The organism is Pseudidiomarina planktonica (assembly GCF_900177775.1).
Classification (GTDB): Bacteria; Pseudomonadota; Gammaproteobacteria; order Enterobacterales; family Alteromonadaceae; genus Pseudidiomarina; species Pseudidiomarina planktonica.
Genome location: NZ_FXWH01000001.1, coordinates 1,033,867 through 1,048,138 on the forward strand (window position 1 = coordinate 1,033,867; position 14,272 = coordinate 1,048,138).

A 14,272-nucleotide genomic window follows, 5' to 3' on the forward strand; every position below is an offset into this window, starting at 1 on the left:
GGCATTGGCCAGAGCTTGTTTAGTACTGCGATTTCGGCATCCGAACCACTAAACCATCAAGCTCTTCAGTTACTTCTATCTGGCAACTCAGACGGCTGTTATCTTTTGGCTCTATGGCCATATCCAACATGTCTTCTTCCTGTTCACTCATTGGCGGTAACTTACCCAGCCAGTTCTCGTCAACGTAGCAATGACAGGTTGCACAGGACATCACGCCACCGCACTCACCTAAAATACCGTCAATCATGTTGTCAACAGCGCCTTCCATTACGTTACTACCCACTTCTACGTCGGCTTCGAATTGGTTGTCACTGGCATCAATATAAATAATACGGGGCATAGTCTGGTCTCTTTTTGCCATAATTTATGGCGCAAATGCTAACATAGAAAAAGCCTTTATGGGGTTTCAAATTGCGTTAGAATGGTGTTTTGCAAAGGAGCTATACATTATGGGATATCACGCCAACCGCGAATTTTTTGTGTCTTGGGAAGAATTACATCGAGCCACTAAAGAGCTTGCCCGTCGTCAGCTACCCGCTGAACAGTGGCGCGGCATTATTGCGGTTAGCCGGGGCGGATTAGTGCCTGCAGCCATAGTGTCTCGTGAATTGAATGTGCGCTTGGTCGACAGCGTTTGTGTGAGCTCATACGATCACAACTCGCAGCGCGACGATATTACCTTATTGAAAGACTCTAACAGCACTGACGACGGCGAAGGCTTTCTGGTTATTGACGATTTGGTAGATACTGGGAATACGCTGAAGTTCTTACGTGCGCGTTATCCCAAAGCTAAGTTCATTACCGTGTACGCGAAGCCAAGCGGCATGGAGTATGTTGACGATTACGTGGCTGATTTAGAGCAGGAAACCTGGATTCATTTTCCGTGGGACATGCACTTACATTACGTAGAACCGCTAGCCGGACAGGAATCTTAGGATTCCTGCCCGCCTGCGCGGCAGTTGTTACTGCAGTTTTTCGACAATAAAATCAATACAGGCATCAATGGCGATTTTCTCTTTGTCGCCACCAGCACGGTGTTTGTATTCAACCGCCTGTTCGTCTAAGTTGCGCTCACCAATCACGATTTGATGTGGAATACCCACCAGCTCCATATCGGCGAACATAACACCTGGGCGTTCTTTACGGTCGTCAAACAACACCTCAATGCCAGCTTGCTGTAGCTCCTGATAGAGCTTCTCAGCGGTTTCTTGCACGCGCACCGACTTGTGCATGTTCATTGGAATAATAACCACCTGGAAGGGTGCCAGGGCGCTTGGCCACACAATACCGTGGTCGTCGTGGTTCTGTTCAATGGCGGCGGCAACAATGCGCGACACACCAATCCCATAACAACCCATAGTCAGGCTTTCGTGCTTACCGGTTTCAGTTAACACGCCTACCTTCATGGCATCCGAGTATTTTTTGCCCAGCTGGAAAATATGCCCAACTTCAATACCGCGTTTTATCTGCAAAGTACCTGTGCCACAAGGGCTTGGGTCGCCTTCAACCACATTGCGTAAGTCAGCAACTTCCGGCACCGGCAAGTCGCGTTCCCAGTTAATACCGAAGTAGTGCTTGCCGTCCTGGTTTGCGCCTGCGGCGAAATCGTTTAGCACTAACACGCTGCGATCAATAATTACCGGCAGCGGCATGTTCACCGGACCCAGCGACCCCGGGCCGGCGCCAACTGCAGCCTTAATTTCTTCTTCGGTGGCAAAGGTAAGCGGCGAGGCAACGGCGCTGAGCTTAGCTGCCTTCACTTCATTCAGTTCGTGATCACCACGAATAATTAAGGCAACTAAGGTGTCTTCTTCGCCTTTTACAATCAGTGTTTTAACGGTCTTTTCAACAGGTAGCTGGAATTCTTTTACCAAGGCCGCAATAGTCTTCGCGTTAGGTGTATCCACCAGCTCAAGTTCCTGGCCTGACGCTTCGCGGTCAACCGCAGGCGCTAAGGCTTCAGCTAGTTCCACGTTAGCGGCGTAATCTGAGGCATCTGAAAACGCAATGTCGTCTTCGCCTGAACTTGCCAGTACATGAAACTCATGCGAATGGTTGCCACCAATAGAGCCGGTGTCGGCAATAACCGGACGGTAATCCAAACCTAAACGTTCAAAAATGGCGCAGTAAGCGGCATACATGCGATCGTACGTTTCTTGCAGGCTGTCTTGATCCAGGTGAAAGGAGTAGGCATCTTTCATCAGGAATTCACGCGCGCGCATGACGCCAAAGCGAGGGCGAATTTCATCACGGAATTTGGTTTGGATTTGGTACAAGTTGAGCGGTAACTGTTTATAGCTGCTTACTTCCTTGCGCACCAACTCAGAAATAACTTCTTCATGGGTTGGGCCCAGCACGAAGTCACGCTGGTTACGATCGTGCAGGCGCAGTAATTCCGGGCCGTAGTCGTCCCAGCGGCCAGATTCCTGCCATAAATCTGCAGGTTGCACTACCGGCATTAGAATTTCTAAAGCACCAGCGCGGTTCATTTCTTCACGCACTATCTGCTCAACTTTGCGCAGTACGCGCAGTCCGGTTGGTGTCCAGGTATAAAGGCCAGCGGCAACTTTACGAACCATGCCGGCGCGCAACATCAGTTGGTGACTAATGACTTCTGCGTCAGCAGGGTTTTCTTTTAAAGTGGACAGTAAATACTGGCTGGTACGCATGAGTTCTCCGCTAATGCTTTAATTAAGCAGAAATTCTATCAGTACCAAGGCCAGCAACAAAGCATTAGCCCACACTTAATACCAGATTTTCGCCATTTTTTACCTGCCAGCGAATATTCAGGTCGTAAAGCGTCATGCCGTAGCTCTGATCAGCCTCAGAATTCGTTTTGTAGGCCGGGCGAGGGTCTTGCGCCAGCACTTGGGTAATGAGCTGTTCGAGTTGCGGATAGCTAGTGGTTAGCTGCTGCAGTTGTTGCTGCGCTGCGGGACTAAATTGCGTCGGCATCAGCGTGGGCGCTGCGGCCGCAAAGGCACCATCGGCATCGGCTATGCTATCGGCGTATGGTATATAGGGTTTGATATCCACTACTGGCGTACCATTTACCCAATCGGCGCCGCTTACCTGCAGGCGCACCTTGCCTTTGGTTACCAGTACTTGTTCCAGTTTAACCACCGACAGACCCAAGGCATTGGGGCGAAAGCTGGAGCGGGTGGAAAACACGCCCACTTTTTGGTTGCCACCCAATCGCGGTGGGCGAACCAGGGGCTTCCAGCCTTGTGCCAGAGTTTTATGGAAAATAAAAGTAACCCAAATGTGGCTAAAAGCGTCTAAACCACGAACGGTGTCCGGGTGGTCGTATGGTGCGCTTAGCTCAATATAAATTTTGGCAGCATCAACCAGCCCAGGTTGGCGCGGAACTGCGAACTTTTCCGGATAGGGCGATTGAACATAACCGATAGTTTCCAGGGTGTGCTGCATTGAAGCCTTGATTCCTAACAAGTTGATGTGTGAATTTCACCACAAATTAGTGAGTAAGGCTATTTTGATGAGTTTAATCTTATCCTGAATTTTACGATCTCGATTAAGTTATTGATATTTATATATAAAAATATTGGCACTGGTTTTGCTTTGTAAAGTTAAAGCAAAACAACTTATTTAGTTTTTAATTAAGCCAATCCAAAAGAAGGAATAAGAAAATGGCAACAGCAAAAAGATTAGTCTGGCCAATGGCCGTATTTATGGTCGCCGGTTCTACCTTGGTAAGTTTAAGTGCCGCCGCAGCAGAGCGCGAGAAAGTGATTACTGCGGAATATGATGTGACGAGCGAAGTTCGTTTGTCGGTTGAATCTGGTGTCGGCAGCATAGAGTTTGTGCGGGGCGATAGTGATGTTATTTCCGTTCGCGTAGTTGCTACTGCCGATGACGACTCGGTGTGGAAAGACGGTGACGTTGAAGCAACTGAATTATCAGCGCGCCAGAATGGTGACTCACTTAGCCTGGAAGTTGAGCATGAGGATAACATTGAATTGCGCTGGACTATTCATATGCCGCGCGTAAGTACGCTGCACGCCGATTTAGGTGTAGGGGAAGTGAGTGGTGAAATCTGGACTACTGACGCCAGTATTGATGTTGGCGTAGGTGCTATTGAAATGACACTGTTTGGTACCGACTACGACCGCATTACTGCTAACGCAGGTATTGGTGAAACTAGTATTCGCAATGCCAATGCCACCACTGAACGTGCGTTTATTGCTTCTGAGTCAGAAGCTCGCGGTAATGGTTCGGCGCGCATCAGCGGTGATGTTGGTGTGGGTGAAGTGTCTTTTACAATAGATGCGCGCTAACTCAGGGTTAGCGCAACCATTGAACAGCCTGACCAAAGCACGTGTAATTGCTGTAGCACACGTGCTCGTTATCGGCAGGAAGCTGATAGCACTGACTTAAAATAATGGCATCCGCCTTAAACTGATAGGCTTGAGCGCGCATTTGATTGCGCGCTTCGCTTGCCGAAGCCGGCGGATCCTGGCGAGAACGCTGACAACTGTCGCCGGTAACTATGCTGATGACTTTATAAGGCTGTGCTACCGTTTCACCACGCTCGATCACGTCCATGCTACGACTGCCAAAATAGTTGCGAATATTCTCACTATCGAGATTGCTTTCGTAACCCATATTTTGACTGCTGCAGCCGGCAAGGCTTATTAATAGACCAACCGCAATCAGCCTCTGTACAACGACAGTTAAAGTCATGCTCTGTGTTTACCCTTTTATTATTTGATCAGGTAGGTAGCCAGATTATGCCCTTTGGCGAGGGCATCTTTCAATGCATTTGGCATACGACCTTGACCAGTCCAGGTGACGCGTTCTCCATTTGCATCGACAATAGCATACTTAGGTGGTTTCGGGGCACGTTTGGTGCCCGTTTTGCGCTTGGTTGCAGGCACGCCTTCTTGTTCAACAAAGTCTGCAATATCAACACCAGCAGCTTCCATAGCTTGTTTTATTTCGGCAATTTTTTTACTTTTTTCAGCTTCCGCGCGACGCAACTCAGCTTCTTCGGCTTCACGATCGGTAATAACCTTTTCTAACTTAGCTTGAACGTCACGTAATTCATCTAGCGAAAGTTCTTTAACGGATGCTTTTAAACGGCGGGCGTGAGTCAGAATTGCAGTAAAGTCACTCATATTCTTTTCCTTTATAATTTTCGACAATCGATAGGCTTAATAAACGTTTAAAACACAATTTTAGTTTAGTTAATTATATTTTTTTAAATAGTACTTTAATAAACGCTTAAATATAAGTCAGTCGTTTGTCTTAAATTTGTCGAAGATATCTCGCACAAATAAAAAGGCAGCCGAAGCTACCTTTTATTTTTATTTGTTACATATTTTCAAACTTTACATATTAGGGTAAGTGGGGCCGCCACCACCTTCTGGAGTTACCCAGGTAATATTCTGTTGCGGATCTTTAATATCGCAGGTTTTACAGTGAATACAGTTCTGCGCATTTATTTGGAATACCGACTCACCTTTATCGTTTTCTACTACCTCGTACACACCGGCAGGGCAGTAACGTTGCGCGGGTTCAGCGTACTTGGGTAAATTAACCTGAATAGGAATACTCTTATCCGCTAGTTTTAAGTGACAAGGTTGGTCTTCCTCGTGGTTGGTATTCGATAAATAAACCGACGACGAACGATCAAACATTAATTTATTATCAGGTTTCGGATAATCAATTTTCTTCGCATCTTTTACGGTTACCAATTGCGAATGGTCGGGTTCCCAATCTTTGAATGTAAAAGGTAATTTACCGCCAAAGAAGTTTTGATCCAGAGTATTATAAACGCCACCCCAGAATGTCCCGAATTTATGAACGGCCGGTCCAAAATTGCGTGAGCCGTAAAGTTCTTTATATATCCAGGAAGATTTGAAGGCTTCTGTATATTCATTTAATTCGGTATTAGCCGATTCATTTTTTAAGGCATCAAACAGAACTTCAGCGGCAATCATTCCCGATTTCATGGCGGTATGATTACCCTTTATTTTGGCAAAGTTCAGAGTTCCGGCTTCACAACCAACTAATAAGCCACCGGGGAACGTCATTTTAGGCAGCGAGTGGAAACCACCTTTGGTAATAACGCGTGCACCATAGCTAACGCGTTTGCTTCCGGCTAATACTTTGGCTATTTCCGGGTGAGTTTTATAGCGCTGAAATTCAGCAAATGGGTTCAAATGTGGGTTTTGATAATTCAGGTCAACAATTAAGCCAACGTACACCTGACCGTCTTCGGCATGGTACAGGTAACCGCCACCAGAGGCTTCGTCATCTAATGGCCAGCCCGCGGAGTGAACGACTTTACCCGGTTCATGCTGGTCGGCCGGAACATCCCAGATTTCTTTAAAACCAAGGGCGTAGTGTTGTGGCGTAGCGTCTTTATCTAACTCAAACTTACTAATGAGTTGCTTGCCTAAATGCCCGCGCGCGCCTTCAGCAAAAATAGTGTATTTGGCACGTAGTTCCATGCCGGGTTCAAAGCTGCCTTTTTGCTCGCCATCGGCGGCAACACCCATGTCACCGGTAATCACACCGCCGACACTGCCATCTTCTTTATAAATAATGTCTGCGGCCGGGAAGCCGGGAAATATTTCTACGCCAAGCTGTTCTGCTTGTTCTGCCAGCCACCGGCAAACGTTGCCCATGCTAACAATGTAGTTGCCGTTGTTATGAAAGGTTTTCGGTGTGGCTATTCCCGGCAGGCGTGTAGCCTTTTCGGCGTTATTGAAGAGAAATATGTCGTCACCGGTAACTTCGGTATTTAACGGCGCACCAAGCTCTTTCCATTTTGGAAATAGTTCATTTAATGCTCGCGGTTCAAATACCGCACCCGATAAAATATGAGCACCAACTTCAGAGCCTTTCTCGACCACGCAAATCATTAACTCTTGCTCGTTGTCTTTAGCCAACTGGCCTAATCGACAGGCAGTGGCGAGGCCGGCAGGGCCTGCACCCACAATAACGACGTCAAATTCCATACTTTCGCGTTGCATCATCTGCTCCTACTGCTAATTTTATCAGGCGATTTGAATAGGTATCAGCCCTTGATACTGCTCGAGTAAGCGTGTGATTTCTTCTGCAGGCAGAGGGCGGCTGAATAAAAATCCCTGGCCAATATTACAGTCGCGCTCGAGCAGGAAGTCTACTTGCTCTTCGGTTTCAATACCTTCGGCAACTATATTGATATCAAGGTTTTTCGCCAGATTAATAATGGTTTGAGTAATAGTCGCATCGTCTTTGTCACCAGGAAGATCCTGAATAAACGAGCGATCAATTTTTAGTGAGGTAACCGGGAAGTTCTTCAAATAAGCCAATGATGAGTAGCCCACGCCAAAGTCATCAATGGCCAGCGAAATACCGTGCTCACGAATAGAGTGCATAAAGTTGGTATGCGACTGAATGTTCTCAATAAATACTTGTTCGGTAAGCTCCAGCTCCAGGCGATTAGCCGGAACTTTGGCACGGCGAATAGCGTCCAGTACGTTATCGACCAGGTCCGGCGAGTGTAATTGCTTACCGGAAACGTTAATAGCCATGGTTAAATCAGTGAAACCAAGCTCACGCCACTCGTGCAATTGCGCTAAGGCACTGCGCATCACGAAATCTGAAATAGGCATAATCAGACCGGTATCTTCGGCAATTGGAATAAATTGATCCGGGCCTATCAAGGTGCCGTCGTCTTCAATCCAACGTACCAGCGCTTCCATACCAATAATGCGGCGACTGTTAAAATCAATTTTCGGCTGGTAATACACCACGAGTTTTTCTTGTTCAATGGCGTGGCGTAACCGCTTCAACATTTCCAATTTTTCGGTTAAGTCGTGATGCAAGTCTTTGGTATAAATGCGGAAAGTGTTACGGCCATTCTCTTTGGCGCGATACAAGGCAGTATCAGCATTACGTATCAGCGTTTCGGCGCTGAAGCCTGCGTCATTGGCATAAGCAATACCAATGGAACCTGAGATAAATATTTCGTAGGCATCAACAAAGAAGTGAGTGTCGAGCGCTATCAGTAATTGGTTGGCTAACCCTTCAACCGCTTCGCGATCTTCCATATGCGGAATAGCCAGCACAAATTCATCACCACCGGTACGGGCTAAATAACCTTCTTCAGGAATGATTTTACTTAAGCGGCGAGCCACGCGTTTTAGCAAATCGTCGCCAACTGTGTGACCGAGCGCGTCGTTTACTTCTTTAAATCTGTCTAAGTCTATAAAGAACACAACCAGTAGCTCGTCGCTGGTGGCTGACTGGGAGCAATACTTTTCTAAGAAGCGCATTAACGCATTACGATTGGCCAAATCAGTTAGGCCATCGTGTTCGGCCAAATAGGCCATTTTCTTTTCTACGCGCTCGCGCTCTTCAATTTCGGCATATAAATCAAGGTTAGTATCGGCTAGCTCTTGCGCCCGGAAACGGCTCATTCCCAGCACATAAAATACAAAGGTCAACAGGCCGGTGGCAACCAGACCAGCAAGCAGGGCGACCACAGGAACACCTGAGCGAAGCTCCGACAGGCGTTGCGTCGTTGGCCATAGCTCAAGCTTCCAGGCATTTCCGAGTACTTGTAATGAGGTGCTGGTGTTCCAGCTCGCGCGTTGGGTTTGCTCGCCCTGAAACTCGTAAAGTGTATTACCCTGATCGGTAATGACCAGCTGATAGCCTTCGGTAATATTGGTTCGTACAATGCTATTAAACAGCTGTTGCAGGCTAATAATGCTGCCAAAGAAGCCAGGTCGTTCGGGATTGTTCACTCGCACGAACATAGCTATATCGGTTTTTTGCTCCGCCAGTGAGCCGGCCGGACCTACCATAGCGTGGCTATTGTCTTCAGAGTCTAACAGTACAGACACCAGGGGTGACTGATTGAAGGTCGTGTTTAATTTGGAATAGTTGCCTTGTTCAGGCGCTACCAGTTGTACTTGCAACTTGGGCGATAACCACACCATGTTGCGAACACTTTGATAGTACAAAGCGATAGTGTCGGTTTCTTTTTTCCAGCGTTGCTCAAGTGGCTTGTCGCTGTTGCTCCAATCACGGGCTACCCATTCGGCCATAAATACATGAGCGATTAAGTTTTGGCGAACTTCACGCTGAATATTAAAGGCTTCAGTGGCAAGGTTCTGACGTATTTGTTGGTCTTCTTCATGTTTTAAAAACAGAAAAAACGCAACAGTGAGCGCCGTTCCTACGATGGCCGCAATAATAGCTTGTCTCGATCCCGAGAGGTTTCTCATAAGCTTGTTCTGTACCATTGAGTTAGCGCCGCGGTCACAGTGTAACATCAGCGCTGAATTTTATAATTATTATATGGGAACCATAATTACCGATTCATCCCAGTGGTGCAAGGGTTTCGCACCACTGGAACAGATAAAATCGGCAAAAAACTGCATTGTTATGCGAGTTCAGTTCTATTTTTGAACAACTCCAACGCCTCGGGGTTGGCTAATGCGTCGGTATTTTTAACGGTTTCCCCATGAATGACCTGGCGCACTGCAAGTTCAACAATTTTTCCACTAATAGTTCTAGGAATATCATCAACTTGCGCAATTACTGCCGGAACATGGCGGGGCGTCGCATTGGCGCGGATAGTGCGGCGGATTTCTTGTTGTAGTTCTTCGTTCAGTTGAATGCCGTCGCGCAGCTTCACAAATAACACTACTCGCTCATCGTCGTCGTGTTGCTGGCCTACCGCAATGCTTTCTAATACGGCATCTACTTTTTCCACTTGCCGATAAATTTCAGCCGTACCAATACGCACGCCACCCGGGTTAAGCACTGCGTCGGAGCGACCATAGATAATGACACCGTTGTGTTCGGTTAGCTCGGCATAGTCACCATGCGCCCAGATATTATCGAAGCGAGCAAAGTAGGCGTTGTAATAGCGTTCGCCGTCGGCATCGTTCCAAAAGCCAATAGGCATACAAGGGAAGCTTTGGGTACAAACAAGTTCGCCTTTCTGCTGGCGTACCGGGTTGCCGTTGTCGTCAAAAATGTCAACTGCCAGACCAAGTCCCCGACACTGCAGCTCACCGCGGTAAACCGGCAGAATAGGGCAGCCTAAGGCAAAGCAGGAAACGATGTCGGTGCCACCGGAAATCGACGACAAGCAGACATCTTGCTTAATGTCGCGGTATACGTAGTCGAAGCTTTCCGGTGGAAGCACGGATCCTGTTGTTAACAGCGCTCTTAGGGATTCTAACTGGTGGCTTTCAGCTGGCTTTACGCCGGCTTTTTCTAAGGCTGACAAATATTTTGCGCTGGTGCCGAACACACTAATGTCTTCTTCGTCAGCAATGTCCCAAAGTACTTCTGGTTTAGGTGCAAACGGAGAACCATCGAATAACACCAGAGTGGCACCTAATGCTAGTCCTGACACTAGCCAGTTCCACATCATCCAGCCGCAGGTGGTGAAGTAAAACAGGGTGTCGTCACGATCTAAATCGGTGTGTAAACCATGTTCTTTGTAATGCTGAAGCAGAGTGCCACCAATGCCGTGCACTATGCACTTAGGTACCCCGGTGGTGCCCGAACTGAACATAATATACAGCGGATCGTTAAAGTTCATTGGCGCAAAATCGATGCTGGTGGCGTCGGCGTCTAGAAACTCCTGCCAGGCATGCATGTTGCTCTGCTCAGAGCCTTGGTAATTGCCGGTAAAGTTCACTACCAGAGTTTGTTCAATGCTCTCAATCGACTCTAAAATAGCTGCCGTTTTGTCTGCTAAATCAATGGTTTTACCATTGTAAAAATAGCCATCCACGGTAATAAAAAGCTTAGGTTCAATTTGACCGAACCGATCCAGCACGCCTTGCACGCCAAAGTCAGGCGAGCACGACGACCAGATAGCGCCAATGCTAGTAGTGGCCAGCATAGCAACCACAGTTTCAATGCAATTTGGCAGCATGCCGGCAATACGATCGCCGGCTTGCACGCCATGCGCCCGGAAACTGGCGGCTAAGGCTGCAACTTCGCCATAAAGCTCGGCATAAGTTAGTTGTTGGCGAGTACCGTTTTCACCGCGAAATATCAGGGCTAAGTGCTCGTCTTTGTGGCGTAGTAAATTCTCCGCAAAATTCAGTTTGGCTTGCGGGAACCAGTTGGCGCCGGGCATTTTATCGCCATTCTCCAGAATGGTTTTGCCCTTGTCGCCAACAACATCAAAGTAATCCCAAACCTGTGACCAGAAGTCTTCTTTATGTTGCACCGACCATTGGTGCAAGTCCGCGTAGTTGGCTAAGCCCAAGTCGTAGGATTTATCAATGTGTTGAAGGAAATCGGTCATGCGGGCATCCGCAATTGTGTCTGCTGAAGGTTGCCACATCATCGCATTGCTTGAAGTAGTCATGAACGCGCTATCCTGTTGTTTGCTGCTTAGCTAATTCCGCCAGTGCTACTTGTGAGCGCGGGGAATGCTGTAAATGTTCACAAATGGCTGCACCAGCTTGTACTAAGGCATCCAAATTCACGCCGGTTTCTATGCCCATGCCTTGTAGCATGTAGAGCACGTCTTCGCTGGCCACATTACCACTGGCACCTTTGGCGTACGGGCAACCGCCCAAGCCAGCTACGGCACTATCAATGGTGGCTACGCCCAGCGGTAAGCAACTGGCGATGTTGGCGAGTGCCTGACCGTAGGTATTGTGAAAGTGTAAGGCGAGCTGTTCTATAGGAACCTGATCGGCAACATCGCTGAGCATGCGCTGTGCATGCAGCGGTGTGCCAACGCCAATAGTGTCGCCCAGCGACACTTCATAACAGCCCATTTCGTGAAGCTTGCGCGCCACAAAGACCACATCTTCCAGTGGTACTTCGCCTTGGTAAGGGCAACCTAGCACGCAGGATACATAGCCACGAACCTGAATGTTACGGGCTTTGGCTGCTTCCAGCACTGGTGCGAAACGGTCCAGGCTTTCGGCAATGCTGCAATTGATATTGCGCTGGCTAAACGCCTCGGAGGCTGCACCAAATATAGCTACTTCGTCAGCACCGGCAGCCATAGCTGCTTCGAAGCCTTTTAAGTTGGGTGTTAAGGCGGCATAGGTAATACCCGACTGGCGCTGAATGCCTGCAAATACCTCACCACTGGCCGCCATTTGCGGAACCCACTTGGGGCTCACAAAGGCGCCGGTTTCGATATAGTCCAAGCCGCTGTTACTGAGTGCATCGACTAAGGCAATTTTGGCGGCCAAAGGCACCGCTTGCTCGTTCTGCAAGCCGTCGCGAGGGCCTACCTCAACAATTTTAACGCGTTCGGGTAATGCCATTATGCCTCCGCTTCTTCGGCCGCCACTATGGTTAATAGCTCGGCGCCGTCGCTAACCAAATCACCGGCACTGTAATAAGTGTCAGTAACTTCACCAGCGTGTGGTGCGCGAATGGTGTATTCCATTTTCATGGCTTCCATAATCAACACCGCCTGATCCTTTTCAACGTTGTCGCCTGACTTCACCAATACTTCAATTACAGTACCGTTCATAGGTGCGGTAAGGCTACCCTGCGCGGTGTCTTCGTTCAATGTATCGGCAATGCGCTCGCGCTGGAAGTTAAGCGTGGCGTGCTGATCGAATAAGCTTACGCTATGACTGTCAACATGAGCGAACAGCTTACGCTGGGCACCGTTACGGGTTACCGTTAATTGATCATCATGGCTGCTAACCTGCCAGTGGTACTCAGTGTCGTCACGTTGCTCAATCCAGATACCCGGTTGAGTGGCACTGTGCTGGTAAAAAGTGACCTGAAACGGCTCATCTGACGTGGTGGTTTGCAAGCTGAACTGGTAGGTAGCCGGCTGGTTTAAACGCAGTGCCGAACCACTTTGCCAGGGGTTGCTTGATGCTGGCTTCTGCAAACCAGCAATAATAGCCAGTGCAGCAACCGCGGCGTCATCGGCCTGGGCCGCACCTTGGTCAGCAAACAGGGTGTCTTCATGGTGTTCAATAAACTGCGTGCTTAGTTCCGCTTGCTGGAACTGGGGATGGCGACAAATGCGACGCAGGAAATCAATGTTCGTACGCAAACCAGCAATACGGTAAGCGTCTATGGCGCGGTTAAGACGGCGCAATGCAATAGTGCGGTCTTCACCCCAAACAATCAGTTTGGCAATCATAGGGTCATAAAAGGCGGTTACTTCATCACCCTCTAAAACACCGGTGTCGACGCGCACATGCTCACCGGTTTCCGGTGGACGTAAGTGTTTTAGTACACCGGTGCAAGGTAAGAACTCATTGTCTGGATCTTCCGCATAAATACGGGCTTCAAACGCATGGCCGTGAATTTTTACGTCATTTTGTGCCAGTGGCAGTGGTTCGCCGTCGGCTACACGCAGTTGCCATTCCACTAAATCCAGACCGGTAATCATTTCGGTAACCGGGTGCTCTACCTGCAGGCGCGTATTCATTTCCATAAAGTAGAAATTGTTGTCGCGATCCAGCAGGAACTCCACCGTACCAGCACCAACGTAATCAATGGCCTGGGCGGCACGAACTGCAGCTTCACCCATAGCAACCCGGGTAGCTTCGGTAACCGCTGGTGCCGGTGCTTCTTCTACTACTTTCTGGTGGCGACGCTGTACTGAGCAATCGCGCTCGGCTAAATACACGGCATTACCGTGCTCGTCAGCGAACACCTGAATTTCAACGTGACGCGGATGACGAATGAATTTCTCAATCAGCATACGGTCGTTGTTAAACGACGCTTTGGCTTCACGTTTGGCCGAGGCCAGTGCATCGTGAAACTCGTTCGCGGCTTCAACAATACGCATGCCTTTACCGCCACCACCGTAGGCTGCTTTCAATAGCACCGGGAAGCCAATTTTTTCGGCTTCTTGCGCTAAAAACTCAGGGTCTTGGTCAGAGCCGTGGTAGCCAGGCACTAAAGGTACGTCTGCTTCGCCCATAATGGCTTTAGCGGCGCTTTTAGAGCCCATAGCGGCAATAGCATTTACCGGTGGGCCAACAAAAATAAGGTTGTTGTCGGCACAGGCGTCAGCAAAGGTTTCGTTTTCCGACAAAAAGCCGTAGCCCGGGTGAATAGCCTGCGCGCCGGTTTGCTTGGCAGCGGCAATAATTTTTTCTATTACCAGGTAGCTTTCGGCACTTGGCGACGCACCAATATAAACCGCTTCATCGGCCATTTTTACGTGGCGAGCCTGACGGTCAGCATCGGAATAAACAGCAACTGTGGCAATGCCCAGTCGTTGCGCTGTACTAATAATACGGCAGGCGATTTCGCCCCGATTCGCAATAAGAACTTTATTTAACATAGG

The 14,272-nt window shown here is 48.6% G+C and carries 12 protein-coding genes; 2 read left to right on the forward strand and 10 right to left on the reverse strand.

Going from position 1 to position 14,272, the window contains the following annotated elements; genetic code table 11:
* Window positions 1-19 precede the first annotated feature (19 nt).
* Window positions 20-340 carry a 2Fe-2S iron-sulfur cluster-binding protein gene (locus CCE91_RS04870; protein ID WP_086434105.1) on the reverse strand — a complete coding sequence of 107 codons (321 nt, stop codon included), beginning with the start codon at window positions 338-340 and terminating at the stop codon, window positions 20-22.
* A gap of 109 nt (window positions 341-449) precedes the next feature.
* Between CCE91_RS04870 and gpt the strand changes: the two genes are divergently transcribed.
* Entirely contained in the window at window positions 450-935 is a 486-nt protein-coding gene (gene gpt / locus CCE91_RS04875) for a xanthine phosphoribosyltransferase (protein WP_086434106.1), read from the forward strand.
* A 27-nt stretch (window positions 936-962) separates the two neighbouring features.
* Here gpt and CCE91_RS04880 read toward each other — a convergent pair whose 3' ends face one another.
* Both CCE91_RS04880 and tsaA read right to left on the reverse strand, forming a co-directional pair.
* Window positions 963-2,669, reverse strand: coding sequence for a proline--tRNA ligase (locus tag CCE91_RS04880; protein WP_086434107.1), 1,707 nt, complete (start codon window positions 2,667-2,669; stop codon window positions 963-965).
* A 64-nt stretch (window positions 2,670-2,733) separates the two neighbouring features.
* The gene (gene tsaA, locus CCE91_RS04885; RefSeq protein ID WP_086434108.1) at window positions 2,734-3,429 is read right to left on the reverse strand and encodes a tRNA (N6-threonylcarbamoyladenosine(37)-N6)-methyltransferase TrmO; all 696 of its coding nucleotides are present in this window, start codon (window positions 3,427-3,429) and stop codon (window positions 2,734-2,736) included.
* 218 nt (window positions 3,430-3,647) lie between these two features.
* Here tsaA and CCE91_RS04890 point away from each other — a divergent pair, with 218 nt between their 5' ends.
* Window positions 3,648-4,295, forward strand: coding sequence for a hypothetical protein (locus tag CCE91_RS04890; protein ID WP_086434109.1), 648 nt, complete (start codon window positions 3,648-3,650; stop codon window positions 4,293-4,295).
* 7 nt (window positions 4,296-4,302) lie between these two features.
* Here the strand turns inward: CCE91_RS04890 and rcsF are convergent, their stop codons facing one another.
* The 7 genes from rcsF to CCE91_RS04925 form a co-directional block, all read right to left on the reverse strand.
* Complete coding sequence (gene rcsF / locus CCE91_RS04895; protein ID WP_157984132.1) at window positions 4,303-4,623, reverse strand: Rcs stress response system protein RcsF; 321 nt, start codon at window positions 4,621-4,623, stop codon at window positions 4,303-4,305.
* A gap of 98 nt (window positions 4,624-4,721) precedes the next feature.
* The gene (locus CCE91_RS04900; protein ID WP_086434111.1) at window positions 4,722-5,135 is read right to left on the reverse strand and encodes an H-NS family histone-like protein; all 414 of its coding nucleotides are present in this window, start codon (window positions 5,133-5,135) and stop codon (window positions 4,722-4,724) included.
* A 213-nt stretch (window positions 5,136-5,348) separates the two neighbouring features.
* Window positions 5,349-6,998, reverse strand: a complete 1,650-nt coding sequence (locus CCE91_RS04905) for an electron transfer flavoprotein-ubiquinone oxidoreductase (RefSeq protein ID WP_086434112.1) — start codon at window positions 6,996-6,998, stop codon at window positions 5,349-5,351.
* A gap of 24 nt (window positions 6,999-7,022) precedes the next feature.
* Window positions 7,023-9,242 carry a putative bifunctional diguanylate cyclase/phosphodiesterase gene (locus tag CCE91_RS04910; RefSeq protein WP_086434836.1) on the reverse strand — a complete coding sequence of 740 codons (2,220 nt, stop codon included), beginning with the start codon at window positions 9,240-9,242 and terminating at the stop codon, window positions 7,023-7,025.
* Window positions 9,243-9,400: 158 nt separating this feature from the next.
* Entirely contained in the window at window positions 9,401-11,353 is a 1,953-nt protein-coding gene (locus tag CCE91_RS04915) for an acetoacetate--CoA ligase (RefSeq protein ID WP_086434113.1), read from the reverse strand.
* A 7-nt stretch (window positions 11,354-11,360) separates the two neighbouring features.
* Window positions 11,361-12,272 carry a hydroxymethylglutaryl-CoA lyase gene (locus CCE91_RS04920; RefSeq protein ID WP_086434114.1) on the reverse strand — a complete coding sequence of 304 codons (912 nt, stop codon included), beginning with the start codon at window positions 12,270-12,272 and terminating at the stop codon, window positions 11,361-11,363.
* Window positions 12,272-14,269, reverse strand: coding sequence for an acetyl/propionyl/methylcrotonyl-CoA carboxylase subunit alpha (locus CCE91_RS04925; RefSeq protein ID WP_086434115.1), 1,998 nt, complete (start codon window positions 14,267-14,269; stop codon window positions 12,272-12,274). The genes CCE91_RS04920 and CCE91_RS04925 overlap by 1 nt, the downstream gene beginning before the upstream one ends.
* Between the last annotated feature and the right edge of the window lie 3 nt (window positions 14,270-14,272).

Coding starts and splice junctions, on each gene's coding strand:
- gpt (WP_086434106.1), top strand. CDS start 450: ATGGGATATCACGCCAACCGCGAATTTTTTGTGTCTTGGGAAGAATTA.
- rcsF (WP_157984132.1), bottom strand. CDS start 4,623: ATGGGTTACGAAAGCAATCTCGATAGTGAGAATATTCGCAACTATTTT.
- CCE91_RS04910 (WP_086434836.1), bottom strand. CDS start 9,242: ATGAGAAACCTCTCGGGATCGAGACAAGCTATTATTGCGGCCATCGTA.
- CCE91_RS04905 (WP_086434112.1), bottom strand. CDS start 6,998: ATGCAACGCGAAAGTATGGAATTTGACGTCGTTATTGTGGGTGCAGGC.
- CCE91_RS04925 (WP_086434115.1), bottom strand. CDS start 14,269: ATGTTAAATAAAGTTCTTATTGCGAATCGGGGCGAAATCGCCTGCCGT.
- CCE91_RS04920 (WP_086434114.1), bottom strand. CDS start 12,272: ATGGCATTACCCGAACGCGTTAAAATTGTTGAGGTAGGCCCTCGCGAC.
- CCE91_RS04900 (WP_086434111.1), bottom strand. CDS start 5,135: ATGAGTGACTTTACTGCAATTCTGACTCACGCCCGCCGTTTAAAAGCA.
- CCE91_RS04915 (WP_086434113.1), bottom strand. CDS start 11,353: ATGACTACTTCAAGCAATGCGATGATGTGGCAACCTTCAGCAGACACA.
- CCE91_RS04880 (WP_086434107.1), bottom strand. CDS start 2,669: ATGCGTACCAGCCAGTATTTACTGTCCACTTTAAAAGAAAACCCTGCT.
- CCE91_RS04870 (WP_086434105.1), bottom strand. CDS start 340: ATGCCCCGTATTATTTATATTGATGCCAGTGACAACCAATTCGAAGCC.
- tsaA (WP_086434108.1), bottom strand. CDS start 3,429: ATGCAGCACACCCTGGAAACTATCGGTTATGTTCAATCGCCCTATCCG.
- CCE91_RS04890 (WP_086434109.1), top strand. CDS start 3,648: ATGGCAACAGCAAAAAGATTAGTCTGGCCAATGGCCGTATTTATGGTC.